The 23,434-nt window shown below is 61.1% G+C and carries 1 pseudogene; it reads left to right on the forward strand.

From position 1 onward, the window contains the following. Positions 1-301: 301 nt before the first annotated feature. Positions 302-23,323: pseudogene (locus NFR87_RS01985) on the forward strand (RCC1 domain-containing protein); the annotation flags it as partial. Between the last annotated feature and the right edge of the window lie 111 nt (positions 23,324-23,434).

A 23,434-nucleotide genomic window follows, 5' to 3' on the forward strand; every position in this document is an offset into this window, starting at 1 on the left:
CGTGGTAAACCCCGACGGCACCATTACCCACCCCGACGGATCTGTGACCAATCTGGACGGCACCATTACCCACCCTGATGGTTCGGTGACCAACCTGGATGGTACCATCACTCACCCCGATGGCTCGGTGACCAACCTGGACGGCACGATTACCCATCCTGACGGGTCTGTGACCCAGACGGATGGCACTGTCATTTATCCCGACGGAACCATTCTTAAAACAGATGGAACCAAGATCATGCCCGACGGCTCGATGATCTATGCCGACGGTACCAAGGTGGACGCCGACGGCACCATTACCATGACCAATGGCGTGGTCGTCACGCCGGAGGGCGAGATCGTCTTCCCCGAGGGAAGCGTGTTCCATGAGGACGGCACCGTGACCCTGCCCGACGGAAGCCTGGTAGGCCCTGACGGCATACCCGTGGAGGATGTGCCCCAAACCCTGGCGCTGACAAGCGGCAGTGTGGTACAGCGGCTCTATGTGAACGACACCCTGAGCATCCCGCTCAGCGCTTTCGGCCTGAGCAACATCGCCGACTGCGGCGTAGTAGACACCACCATCGCCGTGGCGGCGAACGGAGGCAACGCCGTGAACGTTACGGCCACTGCCGATGACGCGGAGGGCCGCACCAAGGTGTGGGCCAAGGACAGCAGCGGTAATTATTCTCAACTGACCCTGGAAGTGATCGGCCTTTACACCCAGAGCAGCCTGACGTCGGTCTATGACCAGAAAAAGACAGTGCCCATGGTCAGCTCCTATACCAGCCACACTCTGGCGCTGATGTCGGACGGTACGGTCTGGGGTTGGGGCAACGCCTCCAACGGCGAGCTTTCGGCTGCTCACACGGGCGTCGTGCGTACGCCTTCGCCGATTTATCAGAGAACCAGCGATGGCGGGATGGAGGCCATGGCCGACATGATGATGGTGGCTGCGGGCAGCCTCCACTCCCTGGCGCTGAAAGATGACGGCTCGGTCTGGGGCTGGGGCGGCAACGACCTGGGTCAGGCCATTCCCGGCGGCGAGAGCAATATTCCCTATCCCCTTCAGGTGTCGGGCCTGCCGCAGGACATCGTGGCCATCGCCGCAGGCGCCAACCACTCCTTGGCCCTGACGGAGGATGGTCATGTGTGGGCCTGGGGCTCCAACAACTTCGGTCAGCTGGGCAACGGCTCTGACACCGGCGCCACCATCGTTCCGATCCAGGTGACGCTGGATGGCGGCGGCTACCTGTCTAACATCGTGCAGATCGCCGCTGGCGGCACCTTCTCTGTGGCGCTGAGCAGCTCTGGCGATGTGTACGTCTGGGGCGATAACCGGCAGGGACAGGCCGGCGTCGGCAGCGTAACGATGGATCCGCTGTTTGGCGCCACCCGGGGCGGGCAGCAGATCATCGGCAGCGCGGTGGCGAGCAAAGACCGCTACATAGTAGAAGTGGCCGCCTCCGGCGAGTATGCGAATTCCAGCACCGGCGGCGGCAGCGAGCTGCTGAGCCCGGGCCATGTGGTGGCGCTGACCACCAACGCCAATTCCCAGAACCAGGTCACCAAGGTCTGGGGCTGGGGCAACAACGGCCAGGGCGAAGTGGGCAATGACAGCACGCTTTCTCCCGTGGCTTCGGCACAGGAATTGAAGTGGATCGACGGCGGCGAAAGCGGCGATGTGATCCACGTGGCGGCGGGCTATCAGCACAGTACGGCTGTTGTCAAGAGCGGTAATGCGTACAGCTGGGGCTATAACCTGAATGGCCAGCTGGGCCGCTGGGACACCAAGCTCAGCTCCGCCGGCGTGGTTTGGGGCGGCGAGACCGCGGCCGGAACCAAGACGGAGAACTTCTTGGATACGCTGCCGCCCGGCGAACGGGTCATTGGCTCGGATGCGGGCGAAGCGTTTACCGTATACTATACAAATAAGGGCCGGGTGTTCGCGGTAGGCTACAACTTCTTCGGTCAGCTGGGCAATGGAGAAGAGACCACGATGGAGCGGATCCCTGTGCTCACCGGTGACGATATCTCTTCGTCGCTGGCGCTGAACCACGTGCATGTGTACACCTACGCTCTGGATGAGGACGGCGAGATCGACATGACCCAGCCGGCCACTTTGGCGGAGCGGTATGCCACCCAGCCGGGGGTCTATCTCAACGAGAGCCATCCTGGCGCGGTCAGCATGCCGGAAAAGCAGATCATGGAGATCGTGGAATATGGGCCGGACGGCACCACCGAGGTGAGCCGGGGCCCGGGTATCTCCATTACCGACCGGCAGTACATTGAAATATATAAAGATGGTATCTATCACTTTACGGATATCGGCTTTAACCTGTCGGAGCGGGATCGCTATGTTCTCAGCGGCAATGTGACCGAAAATTATGCCTATGTTCCCGAGAAGGGGATCATGGAGACGCCGATCCAGATCGGCAACTTCAATACCACGGACAATGACGACGCCAGACTGGTTCCTGAGGGCGACGGCAACTATGGTGTGGAGACTCTGAAGATCACGGAATCTCCTGAGACCGGATTTGTGGGTGAACTGAAGATCCGCGTCAAAGACGCCAGCAACTTTACCGCGGCCAAGGTCTACCAGGGAGATGGATTCTCCATCGCCCTGAAGGCGGACGGCAGCGTGTGGGCCTGGGGCGACAACACTTATGGTCAGCTGGGTCTGGGTTTGGATGGAGCTGAAGTGCCCTTTGTAGTGGAGCCTCTGCCCGTGCGGGGTGCGGACAATGTCGGCACTCTGGGCATGATCGAGGAGGTGGCCGTGGGCAAGCACCATGTCATTGCCAGGGGCGGTGACGGCAGCGTATATGCCTGGGGCGACAACACCTACGGCCAGCTGGGCGTGGGAGTGTTGGCGGCCAATCTGCCCTACAGCACTTACCCGCTGCACGTGTGGGCGGGCGAGAGCTCCAATGACATGAAGGCGTATATGACCGGAGCCACAAGCGTGGCCGCCGGCGCGCGGCATTCCGGCGTGGTGCTGGGCAGCGGTGACCGCTACACCTATACATGGGGCGACGACTGGCGCGGCCAGTTGGGCCTGGGTATGAACTACACCAACAAAGAGGATGCCATCTATCCCTTTGCCCGCCGGGTGGTGGGCGCCAGCAGCAGCGGTGACGGTTATCTGCTGGGCACCAGGATCATTCGGATGGGCGCCTACCACACGGTGGCCGTGGGCAACTTCGATTCCATGACCGACGGTGTGTATGCCTGGGGCTGGGGCGAGTACGGCCAACTGGGCGCCGGAACCGTGGGTACCAATAGTAATATGGAGACGGTAAGCATCATCCCCCTGGTTATGCGCTACGGCCAGCAGGGCGGCTTGATGTCCAACGTTAAGGATGTGGCCTGCGGTGATTACCACACCGTTCTGCTGATGGATCGGGGCATTGTGCGTGTGGCCGGCGGAAACACCAAGGGCCAGATCGCCAATGTCAATGGCAGCAGCAGCAGTATGGGCAGCGATATCGGCCTGAACAGCATGGTCACCAATGTGCTGGACGTGGCGGACAAGACCGGCCAACGGATCGAAGATGCGGTGGCCATTGCCGCGGGCGGCGAGCACACCATGATCCTGCGCGGGAGCCAGAACCCGAGCGACGGCAGCTTGCAGGCGACAACACTTTACACCTATGGCTCCAACGCCAAGGGGCAGTTGGGCGTGGAAACGGTGCCTGACAGCGAAGCGTTCCAGCGCATGGACATGGATAGTATGACGATGGTCATAGACAACACCATGACCATGGTGGAACAGCTTCCCACTCTGGATCTGCCGGAGGGGGCCTACCTGGTGGAGCTTGGCGCGGGCTTTGAAAGCAGCGCGGCGGTGGACAACCTGGGCAACGTATACACCTGGGGCGGCAACGACACAGGCGCGCTGGGCGAGATGTCCACCGTAAATCGAGACGACATCTCCCCGGCAGGCTTCTTTGAAAGCTGGATGGTGGACGTCAACGGCGAAGTAAATGGCAGTACGGCCAGTAAGTTGGACGGCCGTATCCAGCTGAGAACCAACGATACTATTCAGGTTACCGGGACGATAGAGCGGTACATCAGCAACTATTCCCTGCGGGAGCAGAGCCAGTTGCCGGTCAACGGGGATGTAAATGATCTTACCTTTACATCTACCGATGAGCGTATTGCCAGCTGGAACAGCACCGGTATGCTTACGGCGGGAAAACTGCCGGGCACGGTGCTGGTGGGGATCCACAATGAGAAGACGGGGCACAGTGCGCTGATCGCGGTAACGGTGGAGAACTGGATCCCTGTCGAGACTACGACGCTCACCGGTGACAGACAGGGCGTTACGCCCAAAGTGTCGGTGGGAGAGGGCTTCTCTGTGGCGCTGATGTCCAACGGAGAAGTCTACACCTGGGGCGACAATACCTATGGCCAGCTGGGCAGCGCCAACATTACTGTGGGCAGCTTTGCTAACTCGCCGGTCAAGGTGAATGGGCTGGATCCCGATGAAATAAACGGCCGCTGGGTGGCAGATATCGCTGCCGGCAAGGATCACGCCGTGGCTGTGTTCAATACTGGTGAGGTCTACGCCTGGGGCAGAAACCTCCATGGCCAGTTGGGCCAGGGAGAGACGGAGACTGTGGCAGAGGAGAACACCCTGGCTACAGAGATCGTCGCCCAGCCGGTGCAAGTGCCGGCGGCCGACAAGCTGGACAGCCGGATCGTCGCGGTGGAGGCCGGTGACGGCTATACGCTGATGCTCACCGAGGCGGGAACTGTCTACGGTATGGGTAAGAACGACCAGGGCCAGCTGGGTGTAGGATACACGGGCAATGCGGTGAAGTACAGCCAGTTCCTGGAGGACTTGGAGCATTATAAGGAGGTACTGGGCACGCTGGATGAAGTGCCCAGACCCAGCTACCGGGGCGATGTGACAGTGCCCACCCAGGTCTATCAGGGCAGCAGCGCCAGCAAGCGGGTTTACTTGACAAACATTTTGGCCATCGCTGCAGGCGATGCCCACGCACTGGCCATCCGTTCCGATGGCGGCGTGTTTGCCTGGGGCAACAATGAATATGGACAGTTGGGCGTAGACGTGGATCGGGATCTTGATAGCACGTTTAGTTATCATGTCCCGGTACAGGTGGTCTCCTCTCAGACAGAGACTGGCGTGAAGGAGTATGGCAGCTGGCTGGGCTGCGGCGTGGCCATTGCCGCCGGCGGCGACCACAGCTTGGTGCTGCTCGCTGACGGGAGCCTCTATGCCTTTGGCCGCAACAGCCGCGGCGAGCTGGGCGTTGCCGGCGGCGATGTGGTAAAGGATGCGGAGCCCATCCCCTCGCCGCTGCCCAATGAGCCGGACGAGATCCCTGAGCCGCCGGCGTCCCGGTCAGATCACAGGGCGATCCCCACCAAGGTGCAGGGCCTGGATGGCGTAAAGGTCATCTCCCTGGGGGCCGGTGCCGAGACCTCTGCCGCAGTGGTATTGAGCAGTGGAAATGTATATAATGCCTATATGTGGGGCGATAACACCAACGAGCAGCTGGGCCGCAGCGATACGCTGAAGGAGCACCTGTTCTATTCTGGCATGCCCACACCCGCCCACAAGGGTTCTACTACTGTGGGCACCTACCTGGAGCGGGTGCTGCAGGTGGCGCCCGGCGGTCAGCATGTGGTGGTGGTGCGCGATGACTACTATGTGTGGGCCTGGGGTGTAAATGATAAGGGCCAGCTGGGCGACGGCAGCATCAATGACGCCCAGGAGGCCGTCCGGGTAGGCGACGATGAGTCGAAGAACCTGACCCCCCTGTGGTATGAGGTCGTGGGCAGTGGTATTGCCGGAGACTGGAACGGTCAGACTTATGGCGCGAATGGCGCTGAGAGCATTCCCGCCCAGCAGGCCATTACCCGGGACGAGAAGATCATACTGGATCTGAACCAGATGCACAACCAGTTTACCGCGGGCTTCAACCTCCAGACCAGAGGCGAGGTCGTCAACGCGCCTGCCGGTGACTACACCGTGGTGACCATGGATGAGGATCTGCTCAAAGTAGCGCAGTCTACGCAGAGCGGCATCTATGAATTGGTGCCCCAGGGAAAGCTGGGTCTGACCAGTGTGGCGATCATCTACAATGACGCCACGGCTGGCAGGGCCAACACCTTTGTCCTGCCGGTGCGCGTCTACTATCGCGAGGTGAGCGGCGGGACGGATCGTGACACCGATGTGCCCGATATCCTGGCCGATCCTATCGTGGCGGCGGGCGCCAATCACACAGTGGCGCTGCGCACCAATGGCGAGGTATATACTTGGGGCGAGAATACATATGGACAACTGGGTGACGGAAACGCCTACACGGACATCGAGTACGTGGGCGAGGAAGGGTTCCCGGTGCCCATCTATATCAACGAACCCTATTTTGTGAATCACGGCGGCCATGCGCTGCTGTCCAACGTGACATTTGTAGATGTGGCCGCCGGCGACGACTTCACCCTAGCTTTGGATACCCAGGGCCGAGTGTGGAGCTGGGGCGGCAACGCCTATGGCCAGCTGGGCCACGGCAGCGCTTCCGAGAAAGAGACGACGCCTGGGCTGGTACAATATTTTGCGGGCGTCGGCGCCGGAACTGTGGCGCTGGGCACAAACCAGTTTACAAACGACAAGGGCGCACTTCGCGCAGATAAGATCATTGCGATCGCCGCCAATGGACACTATGCGATGGCGTTGAGTAAGTATGGCCATCTCTATGCCTGGGGCGATAACAGCAATCATCAGCTGGGCATTTTGGAAAATGACAGCTACGTACCTTATGCGGTATCGGTAATGAAGGGCAACTCTCCCAGCGACCTGCCCATTATGACCAATGTGGTCATGGTGGCGGTAGGCCGCACGACCTCTTATGCCCTGATGGCGAACGGCAGCGTATTCTCCTGGGGCGATAATACCCTGGGCCAGATAGGCGACGGAACCTCCAGCAACGGCGTTACCGTTCGGGAGCGGGCCGTCCGTGTGGGCCTGGGCAACAGCCCGCAGGAGAGCAGTAATTCTGAATACATCAGCCAGGTCGTGAGCATCGCCGCAGGCGACGGTCACGTCCTTGCCCTGCGTGTCAATCCCGACAAGAGCAGCGGAAACGGATTGCTGTACGGCTGGGGCAAGAACGACCACATGCAGCTGGGTTCCGCCGCGGCGAGCAAAGAGGATGCCCCTGTTCTGGTACGGGACAAGGTTCACTCCATGGCGGCGGGCTATGACTCCAGCCTGGTGTATGCCGATTATACTGACACCGCCTATACCCCTGCTACTATCCCTGTCCTGCTGGCCTATGGCGATAACGGCGCCGGTCAGCTGGGCGTCGGCTCCTATGCGGACGTCGACGGCGCACTGGTGGACAGCGCGGGTATTATGAACGACAATAACTCCAACTATCTCCAGGGTGTTTGGTCTTATACCGTGGGCAAGCAGCACATGGTATTCAGCAGCCTGGCCGGCTTCGTATACGCAGCGGGCGACAACACGCTGGGACAGCTGGGTGATTTCACCACAGTTGGACACAATCTGCCCATGCGGGTGGGTGTGGAAAGCTTCTATACCCTGGATGTCTGGGGCCTGATCAATGGCGCCGCCGCCTCCAGCATGAGCGATGTGACCATTCATGTGGGCGATACGCTGACGCTGAATCAGAACACCCCGACTACGCTGCAGGTGGACAGCGGATTTAACCTCCACGCTTACAGCGAGCCGCAGGGCGTGGCCCAGCCGCTTCAGATGTATTTCTACTCTCTGAATGATACGATCCTGCAGGAAATGGGGTATAACACCGCTGCCCAGACGGCGGACTTCCTGGGCAATACGCCGGGCAGCACTTATGTTGTGGCCCGGTACGCGCCCGAGGAGATCACGGCCCTTATCAAGGTGACTGTTCTGCCCAGGCAGGGCGATATTCCCGGCGCTGACGCGGCAGAGGATCGAGATGTGGCGCCCATGATCTCGGCGGGCAAGAACCACACTGTGGCCCTGCGCAGCGACGGCACTGTTTGGACCTGGGGCAGCAACGAATATGGCCAGCTGGGCGATAATACCTTTATCGACCGGGCCTATCCTGTCCAGGTGGCGGATAAGAGTGTCGCTATGGTGGCGGGTCAGCGGGAAGAGACCCTGACCTACTTCACCAACGCCATTTCCGTGGCGGCGGGCGACACCTTTACTCTGGTGCTCACAGAGGATGGAAGAGTCCACGTGCTGGGTGATCTGTCGGGCGCGACTGTGGTTCAGCACGAGGTGCTGGCCGAGGGCGTAGAGCCGGAGGAGTGTCCCAACTGGTTCTGTGACGGAACCAAGGAAGACCTGGAGAAGGACGAGGAGCTCAAGCAGATCAATCACTGGACGCCCTCCCGGCAGCCGGGTGTGGTGGCGACGCCGCACTACAATACTACCAACGGTGCTTTGGATTACTATGAGTACCTGGGCGTGCGGTACAGTACTGAGGCGATCAATGAGGATCTGAACGGCTACCTGCTGCCGGACAACATCACGCCGGGAACGCTGGATCAGATGCTGGAGGAGGCCGAGGATGGCGATGACGCCGGATTCCTGGTGGTATATGCCAGCACCGGCGCGGTGTTCAATGTCACCGTTGTCACTGTGCCCACCTGGGTATGGACAGGGCTGTGGAGATGTACCAAGTGCCAGCTGCTGTGGGATCCCACTTCCACCGACCCCTTCACCTGCGAATGCGGCCAGCTCGGAACCAACGGCGACCACAGCTCCATCGGCTGCGACGCCAGCCAGACAGGTATCGGCGAAGTGAAGATCGCGAAGATCTATGACGATAAGGATAATTCCCAAGTTCCCGAGGGGGAGGAAGAGTACCAGATCTGGTGGTGCTATAACTGCCAGCACGCATGGTATGTCTACTATGACAATAAGACCGTGACCCGGGTGGGCACCGTCAGCGATAAGGACGGCAAGATCCTGGGCACCAACGGCTCCAAGGTGGTGGAGATCGCCGCGGGCGGCCGCCACGCGTTGATGGTCATGGACAATGGCGAGGTCTACGCCGTGGGCGAGAATGACCGCGGCCAGCTGGGCGTCGGCGATACGGAGAGCTATAACTACGCCGTGCGGGTGATGAACAGCCGGGGCCTGGCGCCTCAGAAGCATGTGAGCAAGGTGGCGGCCGGTGAGAACTTCTCCCTGGCGCTGCTGAGCAACAACACCGTTTTGGCCTGGGGCGGCAATGAGTACGGCCAGCTGGGCTGCAACACGTATTGGGACGCCAGCCTACCCATTCAGGTCGCTTCCGGCGAGTACAAGGTGCCCGCCAATTCGGCCACCCGTACGCTGGGCAATGTGGCTGATATCTCCGCCAAGGGATATCACGCCATCGCCCTGGTCTTCCAGGAGGATGGCAGTGGCACGAATACTTACCGCAGCCACGCCTTTGCCTGGGGCAAAGGCGACAGCGGAGAGCTGGGCGGAACTGCCGCAGTGGCCAATTCGCCCTTACCTACCCTGATGCGGGACAGCGTCGGCATGCCGATGATGGATGTTTCCGGCGCGGCTGCCGGTATGGATCACTCTGTGGTCTACCGGAAGGACGGCACGGTCTATGCCACAGGCGGCAACGTGTACGGCCAGATAGGCAACGACACCACCAGTGCGGTGGCGGATCGGACAGATTACGTTCTGGCCGGCGAAAGCGATGACTTTAACGTGATGAGCCAGCGGGTGCTGAGTAAGGTCATTGCCGTAGCCGCGGGCGAGAATTACAGCGTGGCCATGACCCAGGACGGCCGGATGCTCTCCTGGGGCCGAAACGACATGGGTCAGGCCGGCATCGGCACTTATGGTGTGGGCCAATATGAGGGCCTGGCCCGGTATGTGGGCGACCACAAGGAACTGACGGTGGAGCTGAGCTTTGCCGCCGGTACCACCGCGCCCAGCAAGATGGATGTCGACGGATATAACCGGGTGGCCTTCAGCTATGACGGAGAGATCCAGGTCACCGGCGGTATCAGCACCCAGTATCACGGCTTCCGCGGCTGGGGCGGCAAACCGGTGACCAGCTCGGTGACGCTGGGCACGCTGGTGAGCAGCGATGAGAGCATCGTGATCGTCAATGGCAACACCATTCTGACGCACGCGGGCTTGACTTACGAGGAGCATAAAAAGACCGGAACCGCAGTGGTGTCCCTTCTGGACGGGAATGGGAATGTTATCACTTCCGCCGAAGTCTCTGTTCTGGATATTTACGACGACAACGGCACCATGGTGTCGCGGTTCACCACGCCCATGGTGAGCGTGGGCGGCAAGGGCGCCATTGGCCTGGAGGCCGACGGTACCGTCTACACCTGGGGCGTGCTGGACTATGATGTGAACAGCACGAAACCCCAGCGGGTGCCTGTAATGGTAAATGGCTTGACAGACATCGTCGCAGTGGCCGCCGGCGAAGAGCACTTTGTGGCGGTAGGGAAGAATGGCGACGTATACGTCTGGGGCGACAACACCTATGGCCAGCTGGGCTACTATGAGGTGGACGAGAGCCAGACGTTGAAGACCATTGTGTATGAACTGGACGCCTTCGAGAATCCCCAGACGGTAGACATCATGAGGAAGATCTACAGCACGCCCAGCCAGCTGACGCCGGTGAATCTGACAGAGTACCTCAGCAACACATTTGGTATTACTCTGCCCGATATGGTCAGCGTGGCGGCCGGCGCCTATCACACGGCCCTGCTGGCCAGAGACGGCTCCGTGTGGACGATGGGCAGCAACGAGTTTGGCCAGCTGGGCGCGGGCGATGTTGAGGTGCACTACGGCCCCGTGCAGATGCTGAAGGGCCAGAGCGGCGATCGGCCTGCGGATAAGCAGGGAATGACCGGCGTGCTGCGGCTGACGGCTGGGAAGGATTTCACCACTGTTATGCGTGCCGACGGCACGGTCTATACCTTCGGCAATAATGATGTGGGCCAGCTGAGCGTAACAAGCGTCAGCGGGGCCAGAACGCCTGTCCAGGTAGAGAAGATCTACGGACAGGATAACGACCTTTATCTGAAAAATGTGCTGGCCGTCTCTGCCGGCGACAGGCATATGCTGAGCATGGTGCGCACGCCGAGCAGCGCCAGTGCGGCAGAGACCAATGTGTGGGTATGGGGCGTAAATGACCGCGATCAGCTGGGCCTTGGCGTGGGCAGCGGCATCCCCTATATCAACCGGGCGCTGAAAATGCGCAATGAGGACGGTACGGGCGATCTGAAGGATGTGATCCAGATCGCCGCGGGCCGCCAGCACTCGCTGGCGCTGGTGAAGGATCTCAACACCACTTCTACCGGCTACAACGAGGCCACCTTGATACTGGGCTGGGGCGCAAATGATATGGGCCAGTTAGGTCTGAACAGCAACACCCTCCAGGAGGCCCTGCCTAAGCGGATGGTTCGCGGCGACAGTACCTCCGGTATGGACGCGGTGCCCACCTATTTCCGTGAGACTCTGACCATTGCCGCTGGCGGTGACTTCAGCGTGCTGGTGCGGGAAGAGGGCTCGGTGTGGGCCACGGGTATCGGCGACGCCTACCAGATCGGCAATGCGGAGCCCAACAGCATCAATAAGCCGGCGCAGGTGGGCGTGGGGAACTTCTACACCCTGGTCATCGGAGACTCCGCCATCTTTAATAAGTATGACCGGAGCCCCGCCCACAACAGCGATTGGACGGAGTATACCCGTCTGCCCCGGTATACCTATCTCCAGAACGACGAGGAGCTCTTCTTTGATGTGAAGGACTTCTACGAGGCTTATTACAGCGCCTTCAACCTGATCTCCGAGGTCATGGAGCGTCAAATCGACGCCGACAAGGTGGGCGACGTGACGGTGGAGGTCTCTGATCCCACCATCGCCTATCTGGAGCAGGTGGGGAGCGAGTGGTACCTCCACGCCACCGGCGAGCGCCACGGCGACGTGATCGTGAGCGTGAACCATGTGGGCAGCACCTATCACGGCGAGTATACTGTAACAGTCCTGCCCAGAACAGAGATCGATGAGATCAACCGGGATTATACTGTAGTGGCTGAGCCCAAGGTGCGCAGCGGCGATAACGCCATCATTGCCCTTCAGGCCGACGGCACAGTCTGGTTCTGGGGCAAATGGCAGCTGACCGACGGCAACAACCAGACCTATGAGGCTGGCTATGAGTACCCGCTGGAGGGCGAACTGCCCAAGGCCAGCGATGTACAGGGCGGCATCGACAGCGATGAGTATGTCATTGATGTGGCCGCCGGCAGCAACTTCTTCATGGCCCTGACCAACAAGGGCAAGGTCTTTACCTGGGGCTCCAACGACGTGGGCCAGCTGGGTAATGGCAAGTGGAACGACTATACATCCACAACGACCCGGGCGGTGAACGACGCGTCCGCGCCGGTGCGGGTGCTTTCCGGCGCCCAGAGCACGACGGAGCAATTCCTGGAGAATATCGTGCAGATCGCCGCGGGCGATAAGCACGCTTTGGCCATGGACGCGGATGGCTGCATGTGGGCCTGGGGTTACAATGTGAACGGCCAGCTGGGCGTGAACAAGAGTGGCGCGTGGCAGTACACCAATAATGTACCTCAGGCCGCCAAGGACGACTATATCACGGTGGCCACTGAACCTATGGCGGTCACGGGCGTAGAGGGTACCGGCCGGCTCAGGGGCATCACTGCCATTGCGGCGGGCGGCAACAGCTCCGCCGCCATCCGGGCCGACGGCGCGGTATATGCCTGGGGTCTGAACAGCTCCGGCCAGCTGGGCCACGGCGACTACGACTCTACGGTGGCGCCCGTCTTGGTGAAGTCCGGCGAATACAGTAATGATGTCTATCTGCTGGGCGATGTGACCCGCCTGAGCGTGGGCAAGGCCCACATGGCGGTGGTGCTCCGGGACGGCAAGGTGTTTACCTGGGGCGACAATACTTATGGCCAGCTGGGCAACGGCTCCACTGTGGCAAACAGCAGCATGCCGGTGCAGGTGGATTTCAGCAACACCATTTTGGCCGGAAGACCCATCGACAAGATCAGTGGCCACGGCAATACCGTGCTGGTGCGCGGTATGGATGACGTGATGCTGGGCTGGGGCCGGGATAACAGCGGCCAGCTGGGCACCGGTGTGTTGGGCACTATGGCCAACGCCCCTGTGGTCATTAACCGGGGCGAGAATCTGACGACCTATACCACTTATCGGGTTTGCCCGATGTGCGGCTATGCAGACACTGAAGTGGCCTTCAACTTTACCGGGACGGACGTGATTTGCCCGAACTGCGGCACGGTCAGCGCTGACGCGGCAAGTCCCCAGTATCCGCTGGCGAGCACTGTGCCCGCCCCCGATGGGACTTTCCGCAACGCGGTAAGCTTTGACGGCGGTGAAGGCTTTACGGTTTACACCACTGTGGACGGCCAGGTCTATGTGTCCGGCAGCTACGGCGTGGGCAAGTTCAATATCAACAGCGGCGATCCTCTGGCCGACAGGAACCTCCTGACGCCCAGACGGTTTGGCTATGAGAGCAGCCAACGGCTGAGCTGGACGGACGGCGGGATCGGCGGAGATAAGCGGGACAACTTCTATACCCTTCCCGCCGGCACCACCATGACCATCCCCATTGATGAACTGTTCCGGGACACCTATGCCTCCTTCAATCTGCTGACGGTGAATAAGCGCACGCCGATTCCCGCCGCCAGCAGGATCATGACGCTGGACGCCGGGAACCCGGAGGTGGTCGGCGTAACCCAGACGGGCGGAAATATCATCATTACCGCGCAGAATTTCGGCGACAGCACTGTGTACATCAGCGATGCCGACAATTATACCACGATGCTCCACATCATCGTGACCGAGGCCTCTCACAACGTACCCAGCGCCATGGCCATCCCCATGGTGGACAGCGGAGCCAATATCACCGCCGGCCTGAAGGCGGACGGAACGGCTTGGGTCTGGGCCGACACGGGGGTGGATACCCTGGCCACCAACCAGCCCGTAAAGTTCGCCGACGACGCGGTATGGGTGGCGGCGGGCACCAGCTTTGCCGCTGCGGCCCTGGCGGACGGCTCCATCCAGATGCGCCACAACGATGGCAGAACCAGCAACCTGAAGCTGAAGAGCGGGATCACCGGCAACGACGCCCAGATCGTCCAGCTGGCGGCTCGGGGCAACACGCTGATCGCGCTGGAGATGGTTCGGGGCGAGGTGTTCCAGATCACGCCCTTCACCAGCGGCACGAACGCCAGCTGGTTTGAGGTGAAGGCGGGCTACAGCGCCGCGCACAAGGTCGTGGAACCGGTGACCAAGAACCCCAAGACCGGGGTCGGCCAGACGACCACTTACAACAGCAATGTATTCAAGCGTTCCGGCTTCCTGACGGATATCATTGATATCTCGGCCGGAATGGACAGCTATGCCCTTCTGCGGGCGGACGGCATGGTCTTTACCATGAGCTCCGGCATAACGGGTACCAACGGCTATGGCCAGCAGGGCCACGGCTGGAATACGGTGGATATTTACACGGTGGCCACCGCCAATCCCTATCCGGTGGCCGCGGGCGATACCTATGCCGACAGCGGCAATGACCGACTGGTAAACGTGCTGAGCGTGGCTTCGGGCAACTACCACCACATGGCTCTGGTGCGGGCGAGCAACCAGGATCACTATGCGGTGGCTTGGGGCCGCGGCACGGAGGGCCAGCTGGGCAACGCCACCAATTTGAATGCCGCCTACCCGGTCTACGTCCTCAACACCAATGCCATGGGCACCAGACAAGAATATGTCACTGAGATCTACGCCGGCGGTAATAACTCCGGCGCCGTCGTCATGCCCGGCGGTTATCCCGCAGGCGGCGGAAATTACGGCAACTATCACCCCTATTCCCTGACCTATGTCTGGGGCGACAACAGCAACGGCCAGCTGGGTCTGGAGGCGGACACTGACAGCGGTGTGCCCAGCCGGAACCTGCCCGGGCGCATCGGCCAGGGCGGCAGCCATAACGACACCAGCCTGCCCGCCACCTACCAGGGATTCTTCAACCGCGTAATTTCCATGTCCTTCGGCGACGGCTTCGGCATGGGCGTGCAGGATACCGGCTCGGTTTGGGCCTGGAACACCACCACCAGCAAGCACGAGCCGGAGCAGGTGGGGAAGCGGGACGCCAACAGCCTGGTGGTGGACGACGCCATCCTCTTCGAATATGCCGCAGGCTCCTATGGCGGCGCAGCCTCTCCGGTGCGTAACTATACTATTGAGAACCACCAGGATGTGGATCCCGCCGGCACCACCTACGATCCCCTGGGCATCCGCTTCCAGATGACGGGCAACCAGTACCTGCAGCTGGATCTGAGCGCGATGTTTACCCGGAACGAGTACGGCTTCAACCTGCGCAACTCCACCGATGGTTATGACGACAACAAGGTGAACTCCGCCGCCAATGTCAAGGTGGAGTCCATGAACACCAATATCATTACCGTGAGCCAGCCCGTCGGCAATCTGATCACCCTCAACGCCGCGGCGCCCATGGGCGAGGGCTACGGCCCTGTGGTCATCCGCATCCGGGACGAGGAGCGCAATGTCCACACCCTGCTTACTCTGGAGCTTCTGCCCCGGCCGGATGACAGGAACCTGACGGCGGGCCAGGCGGATACCATTATCACCTCTCCCAAGGTGGCGGCGGGCATGGGCACCAGCTATGCCCTGATGAGCGACGGCACCCTCTGGGCCTGGGGCGTGAACAACTTCGGCCAGCTGGGCATCGGTATAAACTCTGACGGCAACGTGAACTTCTCCGATCAGCAGTTGTGGTACGAGATTAGAAACTGGACTCCCTACTATAACTTCCAGCCCACCAACGGAAGAAACCTCCCTGTAAAGGTATCTACCTTGTCGAATGTGGTAGATGTGGCGGCGGGCAACAAGAATGCGGCGGTCATCACCGCCGACGGCCAGTTCTACTACTGGGGCTTCCGGGGGATCGAGTCCTGTACTACCGACCTGTATTGGCACGCCTGTACTATGAACGTGCGGTATACGACCACGCCCACTGCCGTGGACATCCCCAACGGGGAGAAGGCGGTAAAGGTGGTCTACAGCGTCTCCAACAACGACGGCGCCGTGGCCTGCTACAATGGACACGGCTATTATCGGGATTCCCCGCCCGACAACGACACCCCGACGGAGCGGTATAACCACTGCTTCTATATCCTGACGGACAAGGGCCATGTGTACCGCTTCTCCCTGTATGACCTGAGCATGACCCTGCTCTATGACGATCTGCTCTTCCCGCTGGAGCATGTGATCGATATCGCGCCTCTGCCCAGCTTTACCTATGATTATACCGATCCCAACGGTGCGACCAAGGCCTACAACAACATCGCAGCCCTGCGCGCCGATGGCACCGCCTACGTCCGGATGAACCGCATCCGCTTTGCCGACCCGGTCAGCGAGGATGTGTTCCAGCGGAACATCGTAGCCATCGCCGGCGGCGAGACCCGGGTGGTGGGCAACAACGGCCATTGGAGCGGCGGCAGCATCAGCACCATGGCCACCTTCCTCCAGGACGACAACTCCACGGTATATGCCTGGACGAGTGACGCCAACGACAGCTACCGGCTGGGCGCCATGGGCGCCAACTATGGCAAGATCATTGAAGACGGCGCGCTGAGCGCTACAGGCGCCAGCTTCGTGCCCGCGGGCCAGAAGCTCTACATCACCAACCTGCGCCAGATGAGCGCGGGCAGCATCTATTGGAATACCTCCACTGTGCGCAACGGCACCGTATTCCTCCAGGGCAATCTGGTGGATGCCGGCACCGGAGCGGTTCAGAACCGGGGCATCGTGTACGGCTGGGGCGATAACAGCATGGGCCAGCTGGGCACCGGCGACAATGACCCGGTGAGCGTACCTACCATCATGATCTCCGGCTGGAACGATGACGATTATCTGGCCGATCCCAACGCCCCCATGGACGATGTGATCACCATGGCGGCGGGCAGCAACCACACCCTGATGCTGCGGGCGGACGGCTCTGCCTGGAGTGCCGGTTACAACAGATACGGCGAGCTGGGCACCCAGAGCAACATTGACCGGGTGGTCAACCGCGCGGAGCGGGTGGGCGAGCACAACACCTATCAGCTGGGTATGGACGCCACGGATACGGCGGACGCCAGCAACGCCATCACCTTTGATAAGTCCTTTATCGCCATTGAAGAGGGCGGCAGCCTCCAGCTGAGCGGGGCCATGCTGACCACCTATAAGGGATTCAACGGCTATCAGGCTACGGAGCGGGTGCCCTACTCCGGCGCTATCTACTATGAAAGCTCCGATGAGCGGATCGCCACAGTGGATCAGAACGGTTTGGTCACGGCCAACCAGAATGGTCAGTACGGCGAAGCGGTCATCAGCTTCTACGTGCCCGCCGGCGCCAACGTAGGCGGCGCGGACACCCCCGCCGACAAGCGTACCATGGGCCAGATCATTGTGACGGTGAAGGAGAAGTCTGCCGCCAATAAGCCCATCGTGACCGCGCCCATGGTGGCGGCAGGCAGCAATTACTCTTTGGCGCTGAAGGCTGACGGCACCGTTTGGGCCTGGGGCCGGGTGCAGACCTATCCCGTGCAGATTACCATTACGGTCACCGTTCAGGTGCCGGACGCTTCTGGAAACTCCGTCAGCAAGAAGGAGAGCATTGCCCTGCCTGACATCATCTATGTGGCTACGGGCAACAATGTCTCCCTGGCGGTGAACAAGGACGGCGAGGTTTACAGCTGGAGCAACGACGCCACCGAAGCCAGCAAGATCGCCCAGAGCAAGTTTGGCGGCAATAAGATCGTCCGGGCAGCTGTGGGCGCCAACCACTATATGGTTCTGACCGAGGAGGGTCAGGTATACGCCTGGGGCGACAATACCGATGGCCAGGTGGGCACCGGTATTCGGGGCAACAGCTATAGCGATCCTGTCCTGGTCAGCGCACCGCTGTCCCAGTACTTTGACTATATGCACAGCGTGATCGACATTTCCGCCGGCGACAGCATCTCCGCCGCCATGCTCTCTGACGGTTCGGTGGTGACCTGGGGCCTGAACGATTACGGCCAGACCGGTACCGGCGACACCAGCGAAAGCTATACCAAGCTGGTGCCCCAGTATGTCAAGAAGGGTGACGAGGCTACCACAGAGAGCGAGGATATGATCCTGCGCGAGGTCACCGATGTGGCTGCCGCCGGCACGCATATGACCGCGCTCCAGCTGGACGGCGCCGCGGTCAGCTGGGGTCAGAACCACATGGGCCAGCTGGGCAACGGCACTGTGGCCGCTCCCACGCCCGCCGACGCCTCTACGCCGGTGGCGGTGAACGTGACCGATCCCATCGTGAAGCTGGATGCGGAGGCGCATCAGAGCTTCTACACCGTGGATGACAGCAGAGTTTATGCCACGGGCCTGAACAACAGCGCGGATGTGTACAACGTCCTGGGCGTTGAGAACCCCGCCTCCAGCACGGCGATCCCCCAGGTGGTGGTGGAGTACGAGACCAACGCGCCTTACACAGATGTGCACTACTATAACAGCGCAGACTCGGCGGAGTTCGATCATGTGATCATGATCGCCGCCGGGCGTCAGCATACCCTGGCGATGCGGGATGACGGCACTGTCTATGCCTGGGGCCGCAACGTAGAGGGCCAGCTGGGCTCCTACGTGACCAATAACTATGGGCTGTATCCCGGCAACAATAACAACGACCCCTCGGATCGTTATCATCCCTTCCGGGTGGGCGCGGACGACTACTATGCCCTGTACCTGAATAATCTGGGTACCCTGGTGCGGAGCAGCGGCGTCAACCTGGGCGGAACCACCGGCCCGGTGGGCAGCAGCGTGCCCATGCCCACCGGCATGGAGGCCACGTATGTGACCTTGAGCACGACCCAGACCCTGACGGTGAATACCAACACCATCACACGGAAGGATATGACCGGCTTCCGGCTCCACGGCGACTATATCACCACCAACGCCGCTCTGCTGGGCGGGAACTATACGCTGGTCTCCTCTGATGAGAACATTATAACTGTGACCGACAATGGCGGCGGCATTTGGGTCATTACCCCGGTACCCGGCGCTTACGGCGAGGTCAATGTGCTGGTGACCCAGGAGGGTAACGCCGCCACACAGCTGCGGCCGGAGTATGGCATGATCCATGTGACGGTGATCCAGGACAACAGCGACCCGACGGTGAGCGTAATGAAGATCGCGGCCCCCGACGTGGCCGCGGGCGAGCGGTTCAACATGGGTCTGAAGTCCGACGGCACGGTCTGGACTTGGGGCGTCAATAACCGGGGCCAGCTGGGCAACAATGACAAGGGCGCCACCATTACAGCCAACGACGCGGATCGTAACGTGCCGGTGCAAGTCCTGATTTCCGATGGTACTGCGCTGACCAACATCATCCGGGTGGCCGCCGGCGACAGCTTTGCCGTGGCTTTGGATGCGGATGGCCACGTCTGGACTTGGGGCGCCAATGACAAGGGCCAGTTGGGCGATGGCGGAACCGATGACCGGCCTTACGCCGATAAGGTGCTGGCCGGTGAACAGACCGGCACCGTTGAGCTGGAGGACATTATTGATGTTGCGGCCGGCGACAGCTTTGTGCTGGCGCTGGATAAGTACGGCTTTGTGTATGCCTGGGGCGCCAATGAAAACGGCCAGCTGGGTACTTCCTCCACGGCTGAAATGGTGAGCACTCCCATAAAGGTCTGGGCCGGCGCCACCGCTACCGGCGTCAACGAGCAGGGCAGCGCCGTCAGCGGTTACCTGCGCAACGTCATCGCTGTGGCTGCCGGCGGCAGCCAGGGCGGCGCGATTCTGGACAACGGCACGGCTGTGACCTGGGGCAAGAACGAGCATATGCAGCTGGGCAGTGAGCAGTCCATCGGAAAATATCCTTGGGCCATGCCTGTGGCTGCCGGTGAGCAGATAGATCGCACATCGGTGACGGATCAGAGCGGGGATCGCTACCTCCATCGGGTGACCGAGCTGGAGATCGGCGATAACTCCGCGGCCTATCAGACCTCTACCTATCAGGCCGCCGGCGACGAGCACAGAGCGCTGCGCAGCGGCAAGCGGCCCGACCGGTTGGGCAACAGTACAGATATCCTGCGGCCGGCCTATGTAAGATACGCGGTCAACCATGACGGCCACACCGCCGGCGAGCCGGTGGAGGATGTGTATAAGGTCACCGTGGGCGGCAGCACCGGCGCCGTGGTCACCGGTCTGGCAGGCAGCGACAGCGAGCGGGTCTACGCCTGGGGCTTCAATACCTCCGGTCAGCTGGGCCAGGAGTACTATTCCGGCCAGAATGCCACTGCCATTGCCGACGATAACACCACCGACGCACAGCGGGTTCGTGACACCGTCCAGCCCATGGACAATAACATCACATATATCGAGGGCGTCATCGACGTGATCTCGGGCGGCGAGCACACCACCTTCTATAAGAAGGACGGCACTGTGTTTGATGTGGGCCGCGGCACGGAAGGCCAGTTGGGTAACCGGGAATTCCAGAATGCGGCGTTGCCGGTGCTGGTGGATACTGCCTTCTATCGCGGCGTGGCCTTGGAATGGGCCGGGATCCGGCCCGTCGGAGGCGGCAGCTACGTGCGGGAATACGGCGTTACCGCACCCACTCCTTCGCCGGTACCTGACTACTTTACCATCGACCTGTCTCAGGAGCTGGTCATGGATGAGATGAAGATGGCCGTGCGCTTTAACGTGGGCTTCAACCTTTATCAGGATCCCCGGTATGAGGCCATGACCGGCCAGCCCTTTACGATTCAGGCCACGGGTTCTGACGAGACCATCGGCCAGGTCAACGTGACCGGCACCAACATTGTTGTAACGCCGGCTAAGGACGCTGCAACGGGCCAGCCCACCAACAAGACGGGTATCATCACCGTGACGGTGACCTACACCGATCCCAACACCGGCGACGTGGCCAAGAGCGATTTCCGGGTGGCGATCACCGATAAGAATCTGACCGAGCCTATGGTGGCATCGGGCGGAAACTTCTCTCTGGCGGTGTCTCAGCACGGCGATCTGTGGGTTTGGGGCACCAACGATGAAGGTCAGCTGGGCACCGGGGATAACGTCAGCTATGAGTATCCCTATCAGCTGACGAATTTCCCCGCGGGCACTAAGTTCAAGGCGGTAGCCGCCGGCGATGCAGTGGCGGCTGCGCTGACGGATACCGGCAATATCTACGTCTGGGGCCGCGGCTATGGCAGCACGCCCACTCTGTTCATCTCTGCCAGCGCGACCTTTAAGCAGATCGACGCCCGGGGCGACCAGTTCATTGCTCTGGACGACACCCCCAACGGCAATGTGGTGACCTGGATGGCGGGCGAGACCGTAGGTACGCCGGCCATGGTGGGTCTGCCCGTGACCCAGGTGGCCGCCGGCCGGGAGCACTTCCTGGCGCTGAGCAACGGCCTGGTCTACGGCTGGGGCGACAATAGCAGATATCAGCTGAGCTCCGCCTATCCCGGGCAGTTGGCTGTTGGAGATCCCCGGGTCATTGGAACCCTGACAAACGTCAGCTCCATTGCGGCGGGCGACTATGTGTCCGCGGCCATTATGGGCGGCAGAGTCTATGCCTGGGGTGCCAACAACAACTATCAGGCCGGCGGCAGCGACAATACCCAGGATGTGACCGGGCCCACCCAGCTTTCCGGGCTGGAGATGATCAGCGAAGTGAGCCTGGGCACTGGATTTGGCATCGCCGTCACCGAGAGTGGCTACGCCTATGCCTGGGGCAATGCCAAGGACGGCCAGCTGGGCATCGGCACGGATACGAGAGGCGGCGTGGATTATACCACGACCACCGGCATCGACTATCGTGTCACGCCGGTGAACGTAAACAAGGGCGACACCTTTAACGCCAACGCTGCGCCTGAGCTGCAGAGCGTGCTGGCGCTGGATGCCGGCACCGGACATGTGGTGATGGTGCGGGCAGACGGCTTCGTCTACGCCTGGGGCAAAAACGACGGCTACAGCCTGGGCAGTCCCGAGGTGGCGCTGAACAAGATCGCGCCTGAGCCGGTACAGGTGGGCGACGCGGAGGCCAGAACTCTCATCATCCTGAAGGCGGAGCTGTTTGACGCCGCGGGCAATCCGAAGGGCACCTTCAGCATTCCCACCACTAACACGGACGCCTGGCTGTCCGCCATGAATGTGCAGATGGCTCCGGGCGATACGCTGACGGTGAAGTACAACACCACGGAGAACAACCTGGCGGAGACCTACCTGTCTGCCTTCAACCTGTTGGTGGACAGCCGGACGCTGTCTGTGCGCAATTTCGACGTGGTCAACGGCAGGGTGAAATGGTCTTCTGCCGACCAGAATCTGGTGACCATCAGCGAGAGCCTGAGCCTGAACGGCGGCACCGCCACGCTCACCGCCGGCACCAGCTACTACGGAACGACGGTGGTGCGCTTTACCAATGAGGCCAGCGGCCACATTGGCACCATCAACATCACAGTGACCCAGGAGAGCGCACCCAGTGAGGGTATCGCCGCGCCTATGGTGGTGGCCGGGAAGGACTTCTCGGCGGCCCTGCGCAGCGACGGTACCGTCTGGGCTTGGGGTCTCAACACCTCCGGCCAGCTGGGCGACGGCACTCTCATCACCCGCAGCCAGCCCACTCAGGTGCAGGTGCAGAACACCACCACGCCTGGACTGCGCACTTACATTCAGAATATTGTTGCCATTGCCGCCGGCGAGGCCCACCTGGTCATGCTGGACAGCAACGGCAAGGTTTGGACCACAGGCAATAACGCCTATGGTCAGCTTGGCTATGCAAACGCCACCATGTACGCCGAGCAAGTGACTGACCTTGACAACTCTTTCGTTACCGGCATCGCCGCCGGCGCCTATCATACGCTGGCGCTTACGCAAAGCACCGAGACCCACACCGGAGCCACCGGCAGCAGCATCCCGGCCGGCACCAACGGCACCCTGCGGCTGGGCGGCGAGGTCTACGCCTGGGGCAGCAACGACCATGGCCAGCTGGGCGTGAGCAATGTGGCGGGCATCGCCTTCACAGAGGTGCCGCAGCACGTGCTCAAGGGCCAGAGTGCTTCTGACAGCTACTATCTCAACAGCGTGGTCTCCGTCGCCGCGGGCGGCAGTTTCTCCATGGCTCTGCGCAATGACGGGACGGTCTACACCTGGGGCGAAAATACCTCCGGCCAGTTGGGCGACGGCAGCACCCAGGATCGGGATCTGCCTGTTCAGGTGCACGAAGGCGCCATGCAGACCGGGACGGGCTTTGCCCAGAATGTGGTGGCCATTGCCGCCGGCGACCAGCACTCTGTGCTGCTGGTGCGCATCGAGACCGGTGCGGTGAGCCCGGGCGATTCTCTCAACATTCGCAGTGAGGTCTATACCATGGGTGCGAACAGCCATGGCCAGCTGGGCGTC

Origin of the sequence: Vermiculatibacterium agrestimuris, from assembly GCF_943193085.1 — a bacterium.
GTDB classification, from domain to species: Bacteria; Bacillota; Clostridia; order Oscillospirales; family Oscillospiraceae; genus Vermiculatibacterium; species Vermiculatibacterium agrestimuris.